13 protein-coding genes are annotated in these 16608 nt (G+C 40.6%); 3 read left to right on the top strand and 10 right to left on the bottom strand.

From position 1 onward, the window contains the following. Positions 1 to 334: 334 nt before the first annotated feature. The 8 genes from sucD to sdhC all read right to left on the bottom strand — a co-directional run bounded on the left by sucD (position 335) and on the right by sdhC (position 10211). Positions 335 to 1207, bottom strand: coding sequence for a succinate--CoA ligase subunit alpha (gene sucD / locus Q4567_RS15950; RefSeq protein ID WP_216046434.1), 873 nt, complete (start codon positions 1205 to 1207; stop codon positions 335 to 337). Beyond that, the gene (gene sucC / locus Q4567_RS15945) at positions 1207 to 2373 is read right to left on the bottom strand and encodes an ADP-forming succinate--CoA ligase subunit beta (protein ID WP_216046433.1); all 1167 of its coding nucleotides are present in this window, start codon (positions 2371 to 2373) and stop codon (positions 1207 to 1209) included. The genes sucD and sucC overlap by 1 nt, the downstream gene beginning before the upstream one ends. A 132-nt stretch (positions 2374 to 2505) precedes the next feature. After that, positions 2506 to 3990, bottom strand: a complete 1485-nt coding sequence (gene odhB / locus Q4567_RS15940; protein ID WP_303501040.1) for a 2-oxoglutarate dehydrogenase complex dihydrolipoyllysine-residue succinyltransferase — start codon at positions 3988 to 3990, stop codon at positions 2506 to 2508. A gap of 12 nt (positions 3991 to 4002) precedes the next feature. After that, positions 4003 to 6825 (bottom strand): 2-oxoglutarate dehydrogenase E1 component, encoded by a 2823-nt coding sequence (gene sucA / locus Q4567_RS15935; RefSeq protein WP_216046431.1) that lies wholly within the window; start codon positions 6823 to 6825, stop codon positions 4003 to 4005. A gap of 176 nt (positions 6826 to 7001) precedes the next feature. Then, positions 7002 to 7712, bottom strand: a complete 711-nt coding sequence (locus tag Q4567_RS15930; protein ID WP_216046430.1) for a succinate dehydrogenase iron-sulfur subunit — start codon at positions 7710 to 7712, stop codon at positions 7002 to 7004. 14 nt (positions 7713 to 7726) lie between these two features. Beyond that, entirely contained in the window at positions 7727 to 9496 is a 1770-nt protein-coding gene (gene sdhA, locus Q4567_RS15925; protein WP_216046429.1) for a succinate dehydrogenase flavoprotein subunit, read from the bottom strand. Beyond that, the gene (gene sdhD, locus Q4567_RS15920; RefSeq protein WP_216046428.1) at positions 9493 to 9843 is read right to left on the bottom strand and encodes a succinate dehydrogenase, hydrophobic membrane anchor protein; all 351 of its coding nucleotides are present in this window, start codon (positions 9841 to 9843) and stop codon (positions 9493 to 9495) included. The genes sdhA and sdhD overlap by 4 nt, the downstream gene beginning before the upstream one ends. Next, positions 9837 to 10211, bottom strand: coding sequence for a succinate dehydrogenase, cytochrome b556 subunit (sdhC, locus tag Q4567_RS15915; protein WP_216046427.1), 375 nt, complete (start codon positions 10209 to 10211; stop codon positions 9837 to 9839). Before sdhC ends, sdhD begins: the two co-directional genes overlap by 7 nt. A gap of 403 nt (positions 10212 to 10614) precedes the next feature. Between sdhC and gltA the strand changes: the two genes are divergently transcribed. Further along, complete coding sequence (gene gltA, locus Q4567_RS15910) at positions 10615 to 11895, top strand: citrate synthase (protein ID WP_216046426.1); 1281 nt, start codon at positions 10615 to 10617, stop codon at positions 11893 to 11895. Positions 11896 to 12116: 221 nt separating this feature from the next. Continuing rightward, positions 12117 to 12542 (top strand): DUF3429 domain-containing protein, encoded by a 426-nt coding sequence (locus Q4567_RS15905; protein WP_216046425.1) that lies wholly within the window; start codon positions 12117 to 12119, stop codon positions 12540 to 12542. Between the two features lie 91 nt (positions 12543 to 12633). Here the strand turns inward: Q4567_RS15905 and Q4567_RS15900 are convergent, their stop codons facing one another. Both Q4567_RS15900 and Q4567_RS15895 read right to left on the bottom strand, forming a co-directional pair. Further along, positions 12634 to 14082: a phosphomannomutase CpsG gene (locus Q4567_RS15900; RefSeq protein WP_216046424.1), complete on the bottom strand. Its 1449-nt coding sequence runs from the start codon at positions 14080 to 14082 to the stop codon at positions 12634 to 12636. A 16-nt stretch (positions 14083 to 14098) separates the two neighbouring features. Further along, entirely contained in the window at positions 14099 to 15517 is a 1419-nt protein-coding gene (locus tag Q4567_RS15895) for a mannose-1-phosphate guanylyltransferase/mannose-6-phosphate isomerase (protein WP_216046423.1), read from the bottom strand. Between the two features lie 312 nt (positions 15518 to 15829). Between Q4567_RS15895 and tcdA the strand changes: the two genes are divergently transcribed. Further along, positions 15830 to 16606 (top strand): tRNA cyclic N6-threonylcarbamoyladenosine(37) synthase TcdA, encoded by a 777-nt coding sequence (gene tcdA / locus Q4567_RS15890; RefSeq protein WP_216046422.1) that lies wholly within the window; start codon positions 15830 to 15832, stop codon positions 16604 to 16606. The last annotated feature ends 2 nt before the right edge of the window (positions 16607 to 16608 follow it).

Below are 16608 nucleotides of genomic sequence, written 5' to 3'. Positions count from 1 at the left end.
GATTTTGGCTAAAAATGAAGATCTAATCAGGAAAGTTGGAACGAATGAAATGATCTTAAGCTTCTGTATTTATTTATAATATTTGAACGAGAAGATGGATTACTAGGTAACTAAAACAGATTTACTCTCATATTTAGGCACAATAATAGCAAAGGGAAAGTCAAGATCATGATTAACATTGAGACAACAGGATATTATTTAATAACGAGATTATTGTTAAATATTTGTGTTTTTTAGACGACTTTAAATAGCCATATAAAGGTCGTTTTTTAGACTAAAATAAATAAAAAAAACCCGCCAAATGACGGGTTTTATCTAGCAAATTAAACGCAGATTACCAACCAGTAATTTCGCGTAGCCCTTTACCAATATCAGCAAGTGAACGAACCGTTTTAACACCAGCATCTTCAAGTGCTTTGAACTTCTCATCAGCTGTACCTTTACCACCGGCGATAATTGCGCCAGCGTGACCCATACGCTTACCAGCAGGTGCAGTAACACCAGCAATGTAAGATACAACAGGCTTAGTAACGTTAGCTTTGATAAATTCAGCAGCTTCTTCTTCTGCAGAACCACCAATTTCACCAATCATAACAATAGCTTCTGTTTCTGGATCTTCTTGGAACAATTTCAGGATGTCGATGAAGTTTGAACCTGGGATAGGGTCACCACCAATACCTACACAAGTAGATTGACCAAAACCTTCATCCGTAGTTTGTTTAACGGCTTCATAAGTCAATGTACCAGAACGAGAAACAATACCTACTTTACCAGGCTTATGGATATGGCCAGGCATGATACCGATTTTACATTCTCCAGGAGTGATCACACCTGGACAGTTAGGACCGATCATACGAACGCCCTTCACGGTCAAGTATTCTTTTACGAACAACATGTCGATTGTTGGAATACCTTCAGTGATACAAATAATCAATTCGATGCCCGCATCAGCAGCTTCGACAATTGAATCTTTACAGAATGCAGCAGGTACATAAATAACAGAAGCAGTTGCGCCAGTTGCTTCAACAGCTTCACGTACTGTGTTAAATACAGGCAAATCTAAGTGAGTTGTACCACCTTTACCAGGAGTTACACCACCAACCATTTGAGTACCGTAAGCAATCGCTTGCTCTGAGTGGAAAGTACCTTGACCACCAGTAAAACCTTGGCAGATAACTTTAGTATGCTTATTAATTAATACAGACATTATTTGCCCTCCGCAGCTTTAACAACTTGCTGAGCTGCGTCAGTTAGACTGCTTGCAGCTATGATATCTAGGCCAGAAGCAGCTAATACTTCACGTCCTAGTTCAGCGTTAGTACCTTCAAGACGTACAACTACAGGTACGTTTACACCTACTTCTTTAACTGCACCAATAATACCTTCAGCGATCATGTCACAACGTACAATTCCACCAAAAATATTAACTAATACTGCACTAACGTTGCTGTCAGAAAGAATAATTTTAAATGCTTCTGCTACACGTTCTTTAGTTGCACCGCCACCAACATCAAGGAAGTTAGCTGGTTTGCCACCGTGAAGGTTAACAATATCCATAGTTCCCATTGCAAGACCGGCACCGTTAACCATACAACCAACGTTTCCGTCTAGTGCTACATAGTTAAGTTCCCATTTAGCCGCTTCAGCTTCACGAGCGTCATCTTGTGATGGATCGTGCATAGCTTTAACTTTAGGCTGACGATATGCTGCGTTACCATCGATAGCAACTTTAGCATCTAGACAATGAATGTCGCCGTCAGCTTTGATTACTAGAGGGTTGATTTCGATCAGGGCAATATCAAGGTCAACAAACATTTTTGCTAAGCCTAAGAATATTTGCGTGAACTGTTTAATTTGTACGCCTTTAAGGCCCAACTGAAATGCCATATCACGAGCTTGGTATGGTTGAGCACCAACGATTGGGTCAATTTCAGCTTTTAAAATCTTTTCAGGTGTTTCTTCAGCAACAGTTTCAATTTCAACGCCGCCTTCAGTAGACGCCATGAAAACGATACGACGAGAAGTACGGTCTACAACCGCACCTAAATAAAGTTCATCGGCGATATCAGTACAAGATTCAACTAAGATCTTGCTAACTGGTTGGCCGTTTTCGTCTGTTTGAAATGTAACTAGGTTCTTACCTAACCATTTTTCAGCAAAAGCTTTTATTTCGTCTTTAGATTTAACTAATTTAACACCGCCAGCCTTACCTCGGCCACCCGCGTGTACTTGGCACTTAACTACCCATTCGCTTCCGCCAATTTTATCAGCCGCCGCTGCAGCTTCTTCTGGAGAATCTGTTGCAAACCCTTCAGATACTGGCAAGCCATATTCTTTGAATAATTGCTTACCTTGATATTCATGCAAATTCATGGTGTTTCTATCCGTTTAATTTAATATAAAAGCCGCACATCAGCGACTTGATTAAAGGTGTCGATAATATACCGACATTCGGATAGATGATAACTTCCGTTATCATCTATCAATTCGATTTAGACCAAGGTTTTAAACGTCCAATAATAGACGAGTTGGGTCTTCTAGCATTTCTTTTACCGTAACCAAAAAGCCTACGGATTCTTTACCATCAACGATGCGGTGGTCATAAGATAACGCCAAATACATCATAGGTAAAATTTCAACTTTTCCATTTACCGCCATTGGACGATCTTGGATTTTATGCATACCAAGAATCGCACTTTGTGGAGGATTAATAATTGGAGTTGATAACAATGACCCAAAAACACCACCGTTAGTGATAGTAAAGTTACCACCTTGTAGATCATCCATAGCAAGTTTGCCATCACGACCTTTAAGCGCAAGAGATTTAATACCGCTTTCAATCCCTGCCATTCCCAATGCGTCACAATCTCTTAATACTGGCGTTACCAAACCGCGAGGAGTAGAAACCGCAATAGAGATATCAAAATAGTTATGATAAACAATATCATCACCATCGATTGATGCATTTACTTCAGGGAAACGTTTTAACGCTTCAGTTACTGCTTTTACATAAAACGACATGAAACCTAAACGAATACCATGACGCTTTTCGAAGCTTTCTTGGTATTGCTTACGCAAATCCATAATTGGCTTCATGTTGATTTCATTAAATGTTGTCAACATTGCAGTAGAGTTTTTCGCTTCTAACAAACGAGTTGCAATGGTTTTACGCAAACGTGTCATTGGAACACGTTTTTCAGTGCGCTCACCGACTAAAGCAGCAGGCGCGGCTGGTGCATCTTTGGCTGCAGGTTTAGAAGCACCTTTAAGATGTTTTTCTACATCTTCTTTAGTGATACGTCCGCCTTTACCAGTACCTTTGATGTTAGCCGCGTCTACGCCTTTTTCAGCTAATAAACGTCTAACCGAAGGACTAAGTGCATCATTTTCTTCTGCTGATTCGGCTTCTGCAGACTCTGCAGCAGTTGGGGCTGCAGCACCCGCACCTTCGATGAAATTAGCGATGACTTGTTCACCAGTAACTGTCTCGCCTTCAGGTGCCAATATGTCACTCAAAGAACCGTCTGCTGGAGCAACGACTTCTAACACTACTTTGTCAGTTTCGATATCCACTAGATTCTGATCCCGAGAAACAGCTTCCCCAGGTTGTACATGCCATGTTGCTATTGTTGCGTCAGCTACCGATTCTGGCAGCACAGGAACTTTAATTTCCACTGATTTACCCTTTGTACTTGATGTAGATGGTTGACTAGCGGCTGGAGCTGCAGATGCTTTAGTACTGCTAGCGCCATCGCCTTCTTCTAGTTTTGCAATTATTTGTTCACCAAGGACTGTATCACCCTCAGCATCCATAATTTCTGTGATTATACCCTCTTCTGGGGATACAACTTCTAGCACTACCTTGTCGGTTTCAATATCAACAAGATTTTGATCACGACTGACTTTGTCACCAACTTTGACATGCCATGTGGCAATCGAAGCATCTGCTACTGATTCTGGTAGCACCGGTACTTTAATTTCTATTGTCATACTGGTTCCTAATTATAAAGTAAGTGCATCATCAACCAACGCTTTTTGCTGTTGATTGTGAACCGCGTTATAGCCAACTGCAGGAGAAGCAGATGCAGTTCTACCCGCATAGGTCAATTTTGCGCCTTCTGGGATAGATGCCCAGAAATGATGCTGGCTACAATACCAAGCTCCCTGATTTTGTGGTTCTTCTTGACACCATACCCAATCTTTTACATGTGCGTATTTCTTGGTTATGTTTGCCACCATTTCCTCACTTGGGAAAGGGTAAAGTTGCTCAATTCTGACTATAGCCACATCGTGTTGTTCATTTTTACGACGTTGTTCTAACAAATCGTAATATACTTTACCTGAACACATCACAACACGCTTAACGTCAGCTGGCTTAATTTCATCAATTTCGTCAATGACATTATGGAAGATACCATCGGTCAATTCATCAAAACTAGAAACAGCCAAAGGATGACGTAAAAGTGATTTTGGTGACATCACGATTAGAGGTCTACGCATCGGACGAATAGCTTGACGTCTGATCATATTGTAAACCTGTGCAGGTGTAGAAGGCACACAAACTTGCCAATTGTGATCTGCACATAATTGTAGAAAACGTTCTAATCTAGCTGAGCTATGTTCCGGACCTTGTCCTTCATAACCATGTGGCAACAATAATGTTAGACCACATAAACGTCCCCACTTAGCTTCGCCAGAACTTAAAAACTGATCAATAACCACTTGCGCACCGTTGGCAAAATCACCAAATTGTGCTTCCCAAATGGTTAATGTGCCAGGTTCAGCGGTTGCATAACCAAACTCAAATGCGACAACTGCGGCTTCAGATAAAACCGAGTCGTAGATTTCCATTTTACCTTGAGATTCATCAATGTTTTGTAGAGGCATAAACTCAGCCCCATCAACTTGATTATGCAACACAGCATGACGATGGAAGAATGTGCCGCGACCTGAATCTTGCCCTGTTAAACGAATATTCGTACCTTTAGATACTATATCAGCGTAGGCCAGATTTTCTGCCATACCCCAATCTATCAGTTTTTCTTCTTTTAACATGGCTTCACGATCGCCATATAGTTTCTTAACCCGAGATTGTAATTTGAACTCTTCAGGATATTTAACTATTGAGCGACCTAGCTCAAGTAACCTTTCTTTCTCAATTGATGCGTCATATTCAGCAGTCCAATCGTGTCCTAAGTAAGGAGTCCAATCAACAGAGTGCTCGGTCATTGGACGCCATTCAGGCACAACACATGCACCGTGATCTAACGCTGCTCTGTATTCACTGACCAATTTTTCCACTTCGTGCGCTTCAATGCTGCCCTCAGTCGTTAATTGATCAGCGTACAATGCGCGTGGCACAGGATGTTTTTTAATTTTTTGGTACATCAACGGCTGAGTTGCATTCGGCTCATCGGCTTCGTTGTGGCCATGACGTCGATAACATACCAAGTCAATCATCACATCACGTTTAAATGTGTTGCGATAATCTAAAGCTAATTTTGTCACGAATAAAACCGCTTCAGGATCATCAGAGTTAACGTGAAAAATAGGCGCCTGAACCATCTTCGCAATATCAGTACAATATTGAGTGGAACGAGTATCTTCAGTTTTAGAAGTGGTAAAACCAACTTGGTTATTTATGACTATTCTTACTGTACCACCTACTTTGAATCCCCGTGTCTGAGACATATTAAATGTCTCCTGCACAACGCCTTGTCCAGCAATGGCAGAGTCACCATGAATAGTAATTGGTAGTACGGTAGAACCATCAGCGCAGTTGCGGCGATCAAGTCGTGCTCTTACTGAACCGATAACAACTGGGTTTACGATTTCCAAATGTGAAGGGTTAAATGCCAACGCTAAATGAACGTTGCCACCGCCGGTAGCGAAATCAGACGAAAAACCAGCGTGATATTTAACATCACCAGCGCCAAGCGATTCATCGTGTTTACCGGAAAACTCATCAAATAAAACTGATGGATTTTTTCCTAAAACGTTCACAAGTACGTTTAATCGTCCACGGTGAGCCATACCAATAACAACTTCTTTAGCGCCACTTTCACCCGCGTGGTTGATTAACCCTTTGAGCATAGGTACTAAAGCATCGCCGCCTTCTAACGAAAAGCGTTTAGCTCCAGGGAACTTAGCACCTAAGTATTTTTCCATACCATCTGCAGCAACTAAGCCTTTAAGAATATTGATTTTTTCATCACGACTAATTTCAGGTTTTGCCTGTACCGATTCGATACGTTGTTGTAACCAACGTTTTTGTTCGGTATCCGTTATGTGCATATATTCAGAACCAATAGAACCACAATAGGTTCTATTTAAAGAAGTGAATAAATCCTTCAATGTCATCGTTTCTTGACCAATTGCATAAGACCCCACATTAAAATGTGTGTCGAAATCTTTTTCGGTCAAATTATGATGAGATAATTCTAAGTCGCGAACTCTAGGCTGCTTCCATAAATCCAATGGATCTAAATTGGCATGTTGATGCCCTCTAAATCGATAGGCATTAATAAGCTGGAGTACTTTGACTTGCTTATCATCACTTGTTGAAGTTTTTGAAGGTGCACTGCTAGTTGCTCTAGCCGCTGGGCCTAGTGCTGCCAACGCTTTAAATTGTTCTCTAATTAAAGAATGGTTGGTATCTAATTCAACGCCTTCTACTTTAGGCAGGCTTTCGAAAATACTTCGCCACTGCTCTGAAACACTGTTGGGGTCTTCCAAAAATGTTTCGTAGAGTTCTTCTATATAAGCAGCGTTGCCGCCAGCCATGTGTGAAGAATCCCACCATGCTTTCATCACGCTTTGTTGCATTATTGTCCCTTTAAAAAGTAAGGCTAACAACCGGATATCTAGTATGCGTAAATATCCAAAAAATAAAAGTAAATAAACCTAAAAGGTTTGATTTTTTAAGTAAAAAAGCCATCCTGCAAAGGATGGCTATTTAGACTTGCTGTCACGAATAACACCACTGGTGTTAAATGACTAAACTAAACAGCCCGTTGTAGTAGCATCGACTTGATATGGCCGATGGCTTTCGTCGGGTTTAGTCCTTTGGGACAAACACTAACGCAGTTCATTATACCGTGACAACGGAACACGCTAAAAGCGTCGTCCAAATCACTTAGTCTAGCATCAGTTGCTGTGTCACGACTATCAATTAGGAATCGATAAGCATGCAGTAATCCAGCAGGTCCAATGAACTTGTCAGGGTTCCACCAAAATGACGGACATGATGTAGAACAACATGCACATAGAATACATTCATATAAGCCATCCAGCTTAGCACGCTCTTCAGGAAGTTGAAGATGTTCACGGGCTGGCGGATGATTGTCGTCATTGATCAAAAATGGTTTAATTTTTTCATATTGCGTATAGAACTGACTCATGTCAACGACCAGATCACGTACGACTGGTAAACCAGGTAATGGACGAACCACAATTTTACCTTTTCCTAAAGCGGAAAGCGGCGTGATACATGCCAAACCATTTTTACCATTCATATTTACGCCATCAGAACCACAAACACCTTCACGGCATGAGCGACGGAATGACAACGTAGGATCTTGTTCTTTAAGGGCGATAAGCGCATCAAGCACCATCATATCTTGCCCTTCTTCCACTTCAAGCGAGTATTCTTGCATGCGTGGTGCGTTATCAACATCCGGGTTGTAACGATATATTGAGAAAGAAAGATTCATCTTCGTTACTCCAATTAATAAGTTCTAGCTTTAGGTGGAAATGCTTCACGTAATTTAGGTGTCATGTTCACATCACGTTTAAGCATTGATTCTGACTCTGGTAAATAAACAGAGTGACATAACCACTGTGAATCATCACGGTCAGGATAATCGAATCGGCTATGAGCACCACGACTTTCCGTTCTAAAGTTCGCTGCAACTGCAGTACTAAATGCAGTTTCCATTAAGTTATCTAGTTCAAGACACTCAATACGTTGAGTGTTGAAATCGCTACTCTTGTCATCTAAACGAGCGAATTTCAATCTTTCTCTAATTTCTTTCAATTCAGCAAGACCTTCGGCCATCGCATCACCTTCACGGAATACAGAGAAATTAAGCTGCATACATTGCTGTAAGTCTTTCTTAATTTGTACTGGATCTTCGCCTTTACCAACTTCTGAGCTTTCCCAGCGATTGAAACGAACCAGCGCTTCTTCAACATCAGTTTGCGATGCTTCAGCAAAATCAATCTTATCGATAGCTTCACCAAGGTGAAGACCAGTGGCACGACCGAATACAACCAAGTCTAATAGCGAGTTTCCACCAAGACGGTTTGCACCGTGCACAGATACACATGCAATCTCACCACAGGCAAACAACCCACCAATTGGTTTTTCGTTGCCATCTTTATCGATGCTGATAGCTTGGCCATCAACATTAGTTGGAATACCACCCATCATATAATGACAAGTTGGAATAACTGGAATTGGCTCTTTAACTGGATCCACGTGTGCAAACGTACGAGACAACTCAAGGATACCCGGTAATCTAGATTCTAGAACGTCTTTACCTAGGTGATCTAGTTTAAGTTTAATATGCGTACCCCAAGGACCTTCACATCCGCGACCTTCACGAATCTCAGTCATCATTGAACGGGCAACAACGTCACGACCAGCCAAATCTTTAGCATTTGGTGCATAACGTTCCATGAAACGCTCACCGTCTTTATTAAGAAGGTATCCACCTTCACCACGGCAACCTTCGGTTACTAGCGTACCAGCACCGGCTATACCTGTTGGGTGGAACTGCCACATTTCCATATCTTGAACTGGAACACCAGCTCTTAATGCCATACCAACACCGTCGCCAGTATTAATGTGTGCATTAGTGGTTGAAGCGTATATACGCCCTGCACCACCGGTAGCCAATACTACCGCTTTAGATTTAAAGTAAACGACTTCACCACTTTCAATGTCAATAGCAGTACAACCGACTACATCACCATTTTGGTTTTTGACGAGATCAAGGGCATACCATTCACTGAATACTTTTGTTTTATTTTTAACATTTTGCTGATAAAGCAAATGCAATAATGCGTGGCCTGTACGGTCAGCCGCTGCAGCTGTACGAGCGCCTTGCTCACCGCCGAAGTTTTGAGATTGACCACCGAAAGGACGTTGATAAATGCGACCGTCTTCAAAACGAGAAAATGGCAAACCCATATTTTCCATTTCAATGATCGCTTCAGGACCAGTCTTACACATATATTCGATAGCGTCTTGGTCACCGATATAATCAGAACCTTTAACCGTATCGTACATGTGCCATTCCCAGTTATCTTCATGGGCGTTTCCTAAGGCTACAGTGATTCCGCCTTGGGCAGACACTGTATGTGAACGTGTTGGAAACACTTTTGAAAGTAACGCACAGGACTTGCCTGATTGAGAAATTTGTAAAGCTGCTCGCATTCCAGCGCCGCCAGCTCCTACTACTACTGCATCGAACTCATGAACCGGAATACTCACTTCACACCCCACAAAACAAATAAACCAACTGCAACATAAACAAAAGCAATAATGTTAAGTACATATTGTAACGTTGCTCTTAAACCTGGAGCCTTGACATAATCGGTTAAAACTTGCCATAGACCAATTCTTACATGGTACATAATTGCGACTAGCGTAATGAAAGTGAAAACTTTCATAAATATGCTAGAGAACAAATCTCTCCATACTTCAAAAGTCACCACAGGAGTGGCGATAAAGAAATATGTCATGTAAAAAGAAAATAAGGTAATGATAAGTGCCGTAGCACGCAGAGTAACAAAATCTTGCACTCCATTACGTTTCAAACTCGCTTGTTCCGTTACCACAATATCACTCCTATAACGATAGTCACTAACACCCACAAACCAATAGTGGCTTGTGCGCTTAAATTACCTGACTGAATTTCTTCCCAATGACCCATGTCCATAATCACGTGACGGATACCGCCAAGGATATGATAGGTCAATGCGGATAAAGTACCGATAGCCACGAATTTACCAAGGGGCCCTGCCATAACTTCTTGCACTGTATTAAACCCATCAAGGGAAGATACAGATACAGCCCAAGCCCAGATTACGAAAATCAGAGCGAAGAACATTGCGACACCGGTTGCCCGATGTAAAATAGAAACTATAGCTGAAGGGGGAAAACTTATCGTATTGAGTTGCAGATTGACTGGTCTTTGTTTTTTCACTTTATGTGCCTGTAATCATTGTTGAGGTTTGACGCATTTAATTAAAGTTATTTTATTGTATAGTGCATAAACGAAAACTGAGTTGAACAAGTTCAACTGTTAACACTTTGTTAATTAACTATTAAACCTTTAACAACTAAGCGTTTTTTTTCATTTAGTGGCACAAAGTATATCCAGCGTTGAGCTTAATTACAATTTTTGTTCTAGATAAAAAAACTGTTTATTCAAAGTTTTCGATATTAATAGGTATTCTGAATACATTATGAGAATAAATATTAAACATTCATGTATTAAAATTGACTTGCAGCAACTTTCTAAGTACAAATAGCACACTTTTTTTCATGGCTGTTATTATTTAAAATATTTATAACAGTTTAAGAACTTAGTCTAAGGAGAACATCTTATGGCAGAAACTAAAGCCATTTTAAAGGTAGGCGACAAAGAGGTAGAACTTCCGGTACTTTCGGGAACTGCTGGGAACGACGTAATAGATGTTCGAGCTTTAGGCTCTAGCGGTTACTTCACTTTTGACCCTGGTTTTATGGCTACTGGTTCTTGCGAATCATCCATCACGTTTATTGATGGAGCTAAAGGCGTATTGCTTCATAGAGGTTATTCAATCGAAGAGCTTGCCAGAGACGCTGATTATATTGAAGTTTGTTATATGTTGTTACACGACAAAACGCCAACTTCAGAAGAATATGCTGATTTCAAAAACACTATTACACGTCACACATTGGTTCACGATCAATTAACAAATTTCTTTAGAGGTTTCCGCAGAGACGCGCATCCTATGGCCATGTTATGTGGAACAGTAGGCGCACTTTCTAGCTTCTATCATGATGATTTAGATATTTCAGATCCTGAACAACGTCTTCGTAGTGCATATCGCTTAATCGCTAAAATGCCTACTTTAGTAGCCATGTGTTACAAATATAATGTTGGTCAACCCTTTGTTTATCCTCGTAATGATCTAAGTTATGCAGAAAACTTCTTAAACATGATGTTTTCTGTACCAGCTGAAGATTACAAAATCAGCCCTGCTGTTGCTAAAGCTATGGATCGTATCTTTACGCTGCATGCTGACCACGAGCAAAATGCATCGACTTCTACAGTAAGACTTGCAGGTTCTTCAGGTGCTAACCCATATGCGTGTATCGCAGCTGGTGTTGCATCTTTATGGGGACCGGCTCACGGTGGAGCTAATGAAGCTTGCTTAAACATGCTGCAAGAAATAGGCAGTGTTGACCGTATTCCAGAGTTTATCGACCGCGCTAAAGACAAGAATGACCCTTTCAGACTAATGGGATTCGGACACCGTGTTTATAAAAACCACGATCCTCGTGCAACTGTTATGCGTGAAAGCTGTCACGAAGTGCTAGAAGAAATGAATATCGATGATCCTTTGCTAAATGTAGCTATGGAACTTGAAAAAATCGCCTTGAGCGACCCCTATTTCGCAGAGAAGAAACTTTTCCCGAATGTGGATTTTTATTCAGGTATCATTCTTAAAGCAATTGGCATTCCTACTAACATGTTTACTTGTATATTCGCATTAGCAAGAACTGTTGGTTGGGTTTCTCATTGGCATGAAATGCTTAGTCAACCTGGACAAAAAATTGGGCGTCCTCGTCAGCTTTATACTGGTGAGAACTTAAGAAAGTACACCCCAATTAAAAAATAACTTTTAGTTATGTTCAAAAATAGCGCCTTTTTTGGCGCTATTTTTTTGTAAACTGAACAATCAATAAACAACTAAACAGGCATTAACTATAAATTTACACAATGTTGCCTAAATGTTTAATGATTGACAGTTTAAATAATCGATTGTTTTTTGAAAAACGATTGAACTAGCTAAGTTAAATTTACGTAAACATCGAATAAAACGAGTATAAGTGATAAAAAATGCTTAAATACCACGCCAAAATATTAGGGTACGCAGGCCTAATTCCATTTATCATGTTGCCTTTTTTCATTCTATGGGAAACCGTTTCTTACTTTGAAGGGGTCGGTTTCTTCATTCAATACTCCGCTATAATACTGTCGTTTTTAGGTGGGGTGTTATGGTTTGACGGAATTAATAACGAACGTTCTATTAGCTTGTTGTATATTGCCATGTTGCCGTCAATTTTAGCCTGGTTAAGTGTTATTTGGTTACCTCCAAAGATAGCCCTGATTGCTTTAGCCTGTGCTTTTACTGTGGTTATTTTCTACGAATTTAAACTTTCCACCTTGGCCGTATGGTATCGATCCTTAAGAATACGCTTGACCTCGATTACCGTTGGTAGCCATTTAATGATGATTTGGTTAATTCAGCAAACGTCTCAATAATTAAAATTCAAAATCCCAAAACAATTTTGAACAAAAAAAAATAGCCCTAATGGGCTATTTTTGTTGTTTATATTATCAAAAACAAGAGGTTTTAAGCTCGAATGAGCTCCAATAATTCCGCTGTTTTTTGCTCCATCAAGGCAATATCACCTGAGGATTCAACATTTAGGCGAATAACCGGCTCTGTATTCGATTTACGCAAATTAAATCGCCAGTTGCCAAATTCCAAGCCAACACCATCGGTATCATCAATAACCTCAGCCAGAGGCTGATATTTTGCGATAACTCTTTGTAATGCAGCATCAGCGTCTTCAAGCAAGCTATTAATTTCACCCGAAGAAGGAAAAGCAGCTATTCGCTGTTTAACTAATTCAGATAAAGGTTGAGAGCTTGTGCAGATTAACTCAGCAACGAGTAACCATGGGATCATACCTGAATCGCAATATGCAAAGTCTCGAAAATAATGATGCGCACTCATCTCACCGCCATAAACAGCATCTTCTTTTCGCATTCTTTCTTTAATGAACGCATGACCCGTTTTACTCTTTATCGGGGTCCCGCCAGCTGCTTTAACAATATCTTCGGTATTCCAATAAACACGCGGATCATAGATGATTTTACTGTCTGCATTTTTATCTAAAAATGCTTTAGCTAATAAACCTACAATGTAATAGCCTTCAACAAAGTCACCTTTTTCATCAAACAAGAAACAACGGTCAAAGTCGCCATCCCAAGCGATACCCATATCAGCTTTGTGGGCGATAACGGCATCGGCAGTATCCGCTCGGCTTTCTGGTAATAATGGATTTGGTATACCATTTGGAAAGTCACCATCTGGTTGATGATGAACTTTGATAAATTCAATGGCAACATTTAGCTCTTTGAGTTGTTGTTCAATGGCATCTAACGCTTTTCCTGCCGCACCGTTACCCGCATTTACAACTAGTTTTAAAGGCTTAAAGTTTTTCAAATCAACGTAAGACAACATATGTTCAACATAAGCGGGTAAACAGGTACGTTGAGAATACTTTCCTGAAGTGGCAAGCTTTTCTGTTGAAACACTACCCTGCCCCTTTAAAAAAGCGTCGTCGCTACAGCGCTTATCCGAAAAAAAGTTTAAACGCTCATCGACAATGGCCTGCTCATATTGTTCTGCAATATCTTTTATTGCAAATAAGCCAGTATCACCGCTGATTGGACGAGATTCGCTTTTGACTAATTTCATACCATTATAATCAATGGGGTTATGACTGGCGGTAACTTCGATTCCGCCATCCACTTTTAAATGTTTAGTGGCGAAGTAAATTTCTTCGGTCCCTGTCATCCCAAGGTCAATAACGTTTGCCCCGCCATCAACTAAACCGGCGCTAAGTGCTAACTTTAATGGCGCAGAGGTATGACGAACATCTCCACCAACCACCACGTCTTTAGCTTTTAGGTATTCGGCATAAGCTCGACCAATACGATAGGCAACATTTTCGTCCAACTGTTGCAACAACTTGCCGCGAATATCGTACGCTTTAAAACAACTAATTTGCATCTTGATCAATCCTTATTTACTTAGCAGTACGACCATATCTATCGGAAAAGCGAACAATATCGTCTTCACCTAAATAACTACCTGATTGCACTTCAATAAGCTCAAGAGGCACTTTGCCTGGATTTTCTAACGCATGAACTATACCAATTGGAATATATGTCGATTCATTTTCAGTAACTAAGAAGGTTTCTTCGCCATTAGTCACTTTTGCGGTACCTGAAACTACAATCCAATGTTCCGCGCGGTGATGATGCATTTGAACTGACAATTTTTCACCAGGATTAACGGTAATTCGTTTCACTTGGAAACGGCCACCATTATCTATGGAGTCATAACTTCCCCAAGGTCTGAATACTTCACGATGAAATTCAAACTCAGGTCGATGCTGTGCTTTAAGTTCGTTAACCACGGTTTTAATGTCTTGAACTTTATTTTTGTTGGCTACCAAAATTGCATCTTTAGTTTCTACAACTACCACATCGTCCAAACCAACCACTGCAATTAAACGCTGCTCTGAATTAATGTAACTATTATTCGTATTGGTTAGCATCACATCGCCCACACAAACATTGCCTTGGGAGTCTTTTGTATCTGAGGTTTCCCACAACGACGACCAACTGCCAACATCATTCCAACCAGCATCAAGAGGAACCATAGCGGCATCGTCAGTTTTTTCCATTACCGCGTAATCCACCGAATCATCTGGACAGGTAGCGAAAATGTCAGCATCGACTCTAACGAAGTCCAAATCTTTAGATTCAGATGAAATCGCTTCTTTACATACTTTAAGCATCTCAGGTGCGAATTTTTCCAGTTCCTGCAAGTAACGACTTGCTTTGAACATAAACATTCCGCTGTTCCAATAGTAATCACCATTAGAAACGTACTTTTTAGCGGTTTCCATATCTGGTTTTTCTACGAATTGAGAAACCGCAAATCCGGTTTCAGAATGGTTTAATTGCTCGCCTCTGCGAATATAACCGTAACCAGTGTGTGCACTGTCTGGAACAATTCCAAAGGTGACTAGTTTACCCTGTTCAGCCAATGCATTGGCATGTTGTATCGCTTTGTGGAACGCTTTATTGTCTTTAATTAAATGGTCTGCAGCCAACACTAATAAAACCGGATCTTGACCTTCGCTACATGCTTGCAACGCAGCTAAAGCAATAGCAGGCGCGGTATTTCGGCCAACAGGTTCAAGTAAAATACCACCATGTTTCCTACCTTGTTGACGTAACTGTTCAGCAACTAAGAAACGATGGGCTTCGTTACAAATGTAAATAGCAGGCTCTACTTGCAAACCATCGAGTCGGCTAATCGTATTTTGCAGCATGGTGTTTTCATCGGTTAATGCCAAAAACTGCTTTGGTAATGCAGCTCGAGATTTTGGCCACAATCTACTTCCAGATCCGCCGGCGAGTACAACTGGTTTCATGTATTTTTCCTTTTTTATATTTTAATGATGTCTAGATTAGCAACTCGCTAATATTGGATACTTTGAAGCTCGCCTAATTCTAGAAATCACCCGTTCCACAAACATAGTTAAACGCATGCTATAAAAGCTGCGCTTAGTAATCAACAACTGAATGTCTATTAACTGTAAATCGTCCATTTAAAGCCAATTACAAGCACAATATTAACTTTTGCCTTTCATTTTTTTAACTTCTAAACAGTGTCATAAATTAGCAATATTGATAGTACTTGTTATACTGCGCGGCAATCGAAATATCGCGAACAAATTTCATCTATGCAGGAACAAAAATCTCGCTTTGGCGGCACTGAAAGACTTTATGGTTTAACCGAAACACAGCGTCTAAAAGACGCTCATTTTTGTGTGGTCGGCATTGGTGGTGTGGGAACTTGGGCAGCTGAGGCTTTAGCCCGCACAGCAGTAGGTAATATCACCTTAATCGACCTAGATGATATTTGTACCACTAACACTAATCGCCAAATTCATGCCCTAACCGACACCGTTGGCGAAGCGAAAGTGGAAGTAATGGCTGCACGAATAAAGCAAATTAACCCTGATTGTAATGTAAATTGCATTGAAGATTTTGTCACCCCAGACAACTTAAATGAATATATGAACAATGGATTTGATTATGTCATTGATGCAATTGACAGCGTGCCTGCAAAAGCCGCTTTGATAGCCCATTGTAAACGAAATAAAATTAAGATAATTAGTACCGGAGGGGCTGGCGGTCAAATCGACCCAACCAAAATCACCATCGCAGACTTGTCAAAAACCGTTCAAGACCCCCTTGCGGCGAAACTTCGCAATCAGTTAAGGCGCTTTCACAATTTCAGTCAAAATCCCAAACGTCGATTTGCCGTAGAGTGTGTCTATTCCACTGAACAACTGCGCTACCCTCAAGGTGATGGCAGTGTGTCTTGCCAAAAATCTGAGACTCAAAATAGCGCAAGACTGGATTGTAATAGCGGCTTTGGGGCATCCGTTTCAGTGACCGCATGTTTTGGTTTTTTTGCTGCATCACGAGCAATTAATAAGTTTTTATCAAGCTAAAC

It is taken from the genome of Aliiglaciecola sp. 2_MG-2023 (genome assembly GCF_030548145.1).
Classification (GTDB): domain Bacteria; phylum Pseudomonadota; class Gammaproteobacteria; order Enterobacterales; family Alteromonadaceae; genus Aliiglaciecola; species Aliiglaciecola lipolytica_A.
The sequence above is the reverse complement of the archived record's forward strand: the minus strand, read 5'-3'. Positions and strand labels throughout refer to the sequence as shown.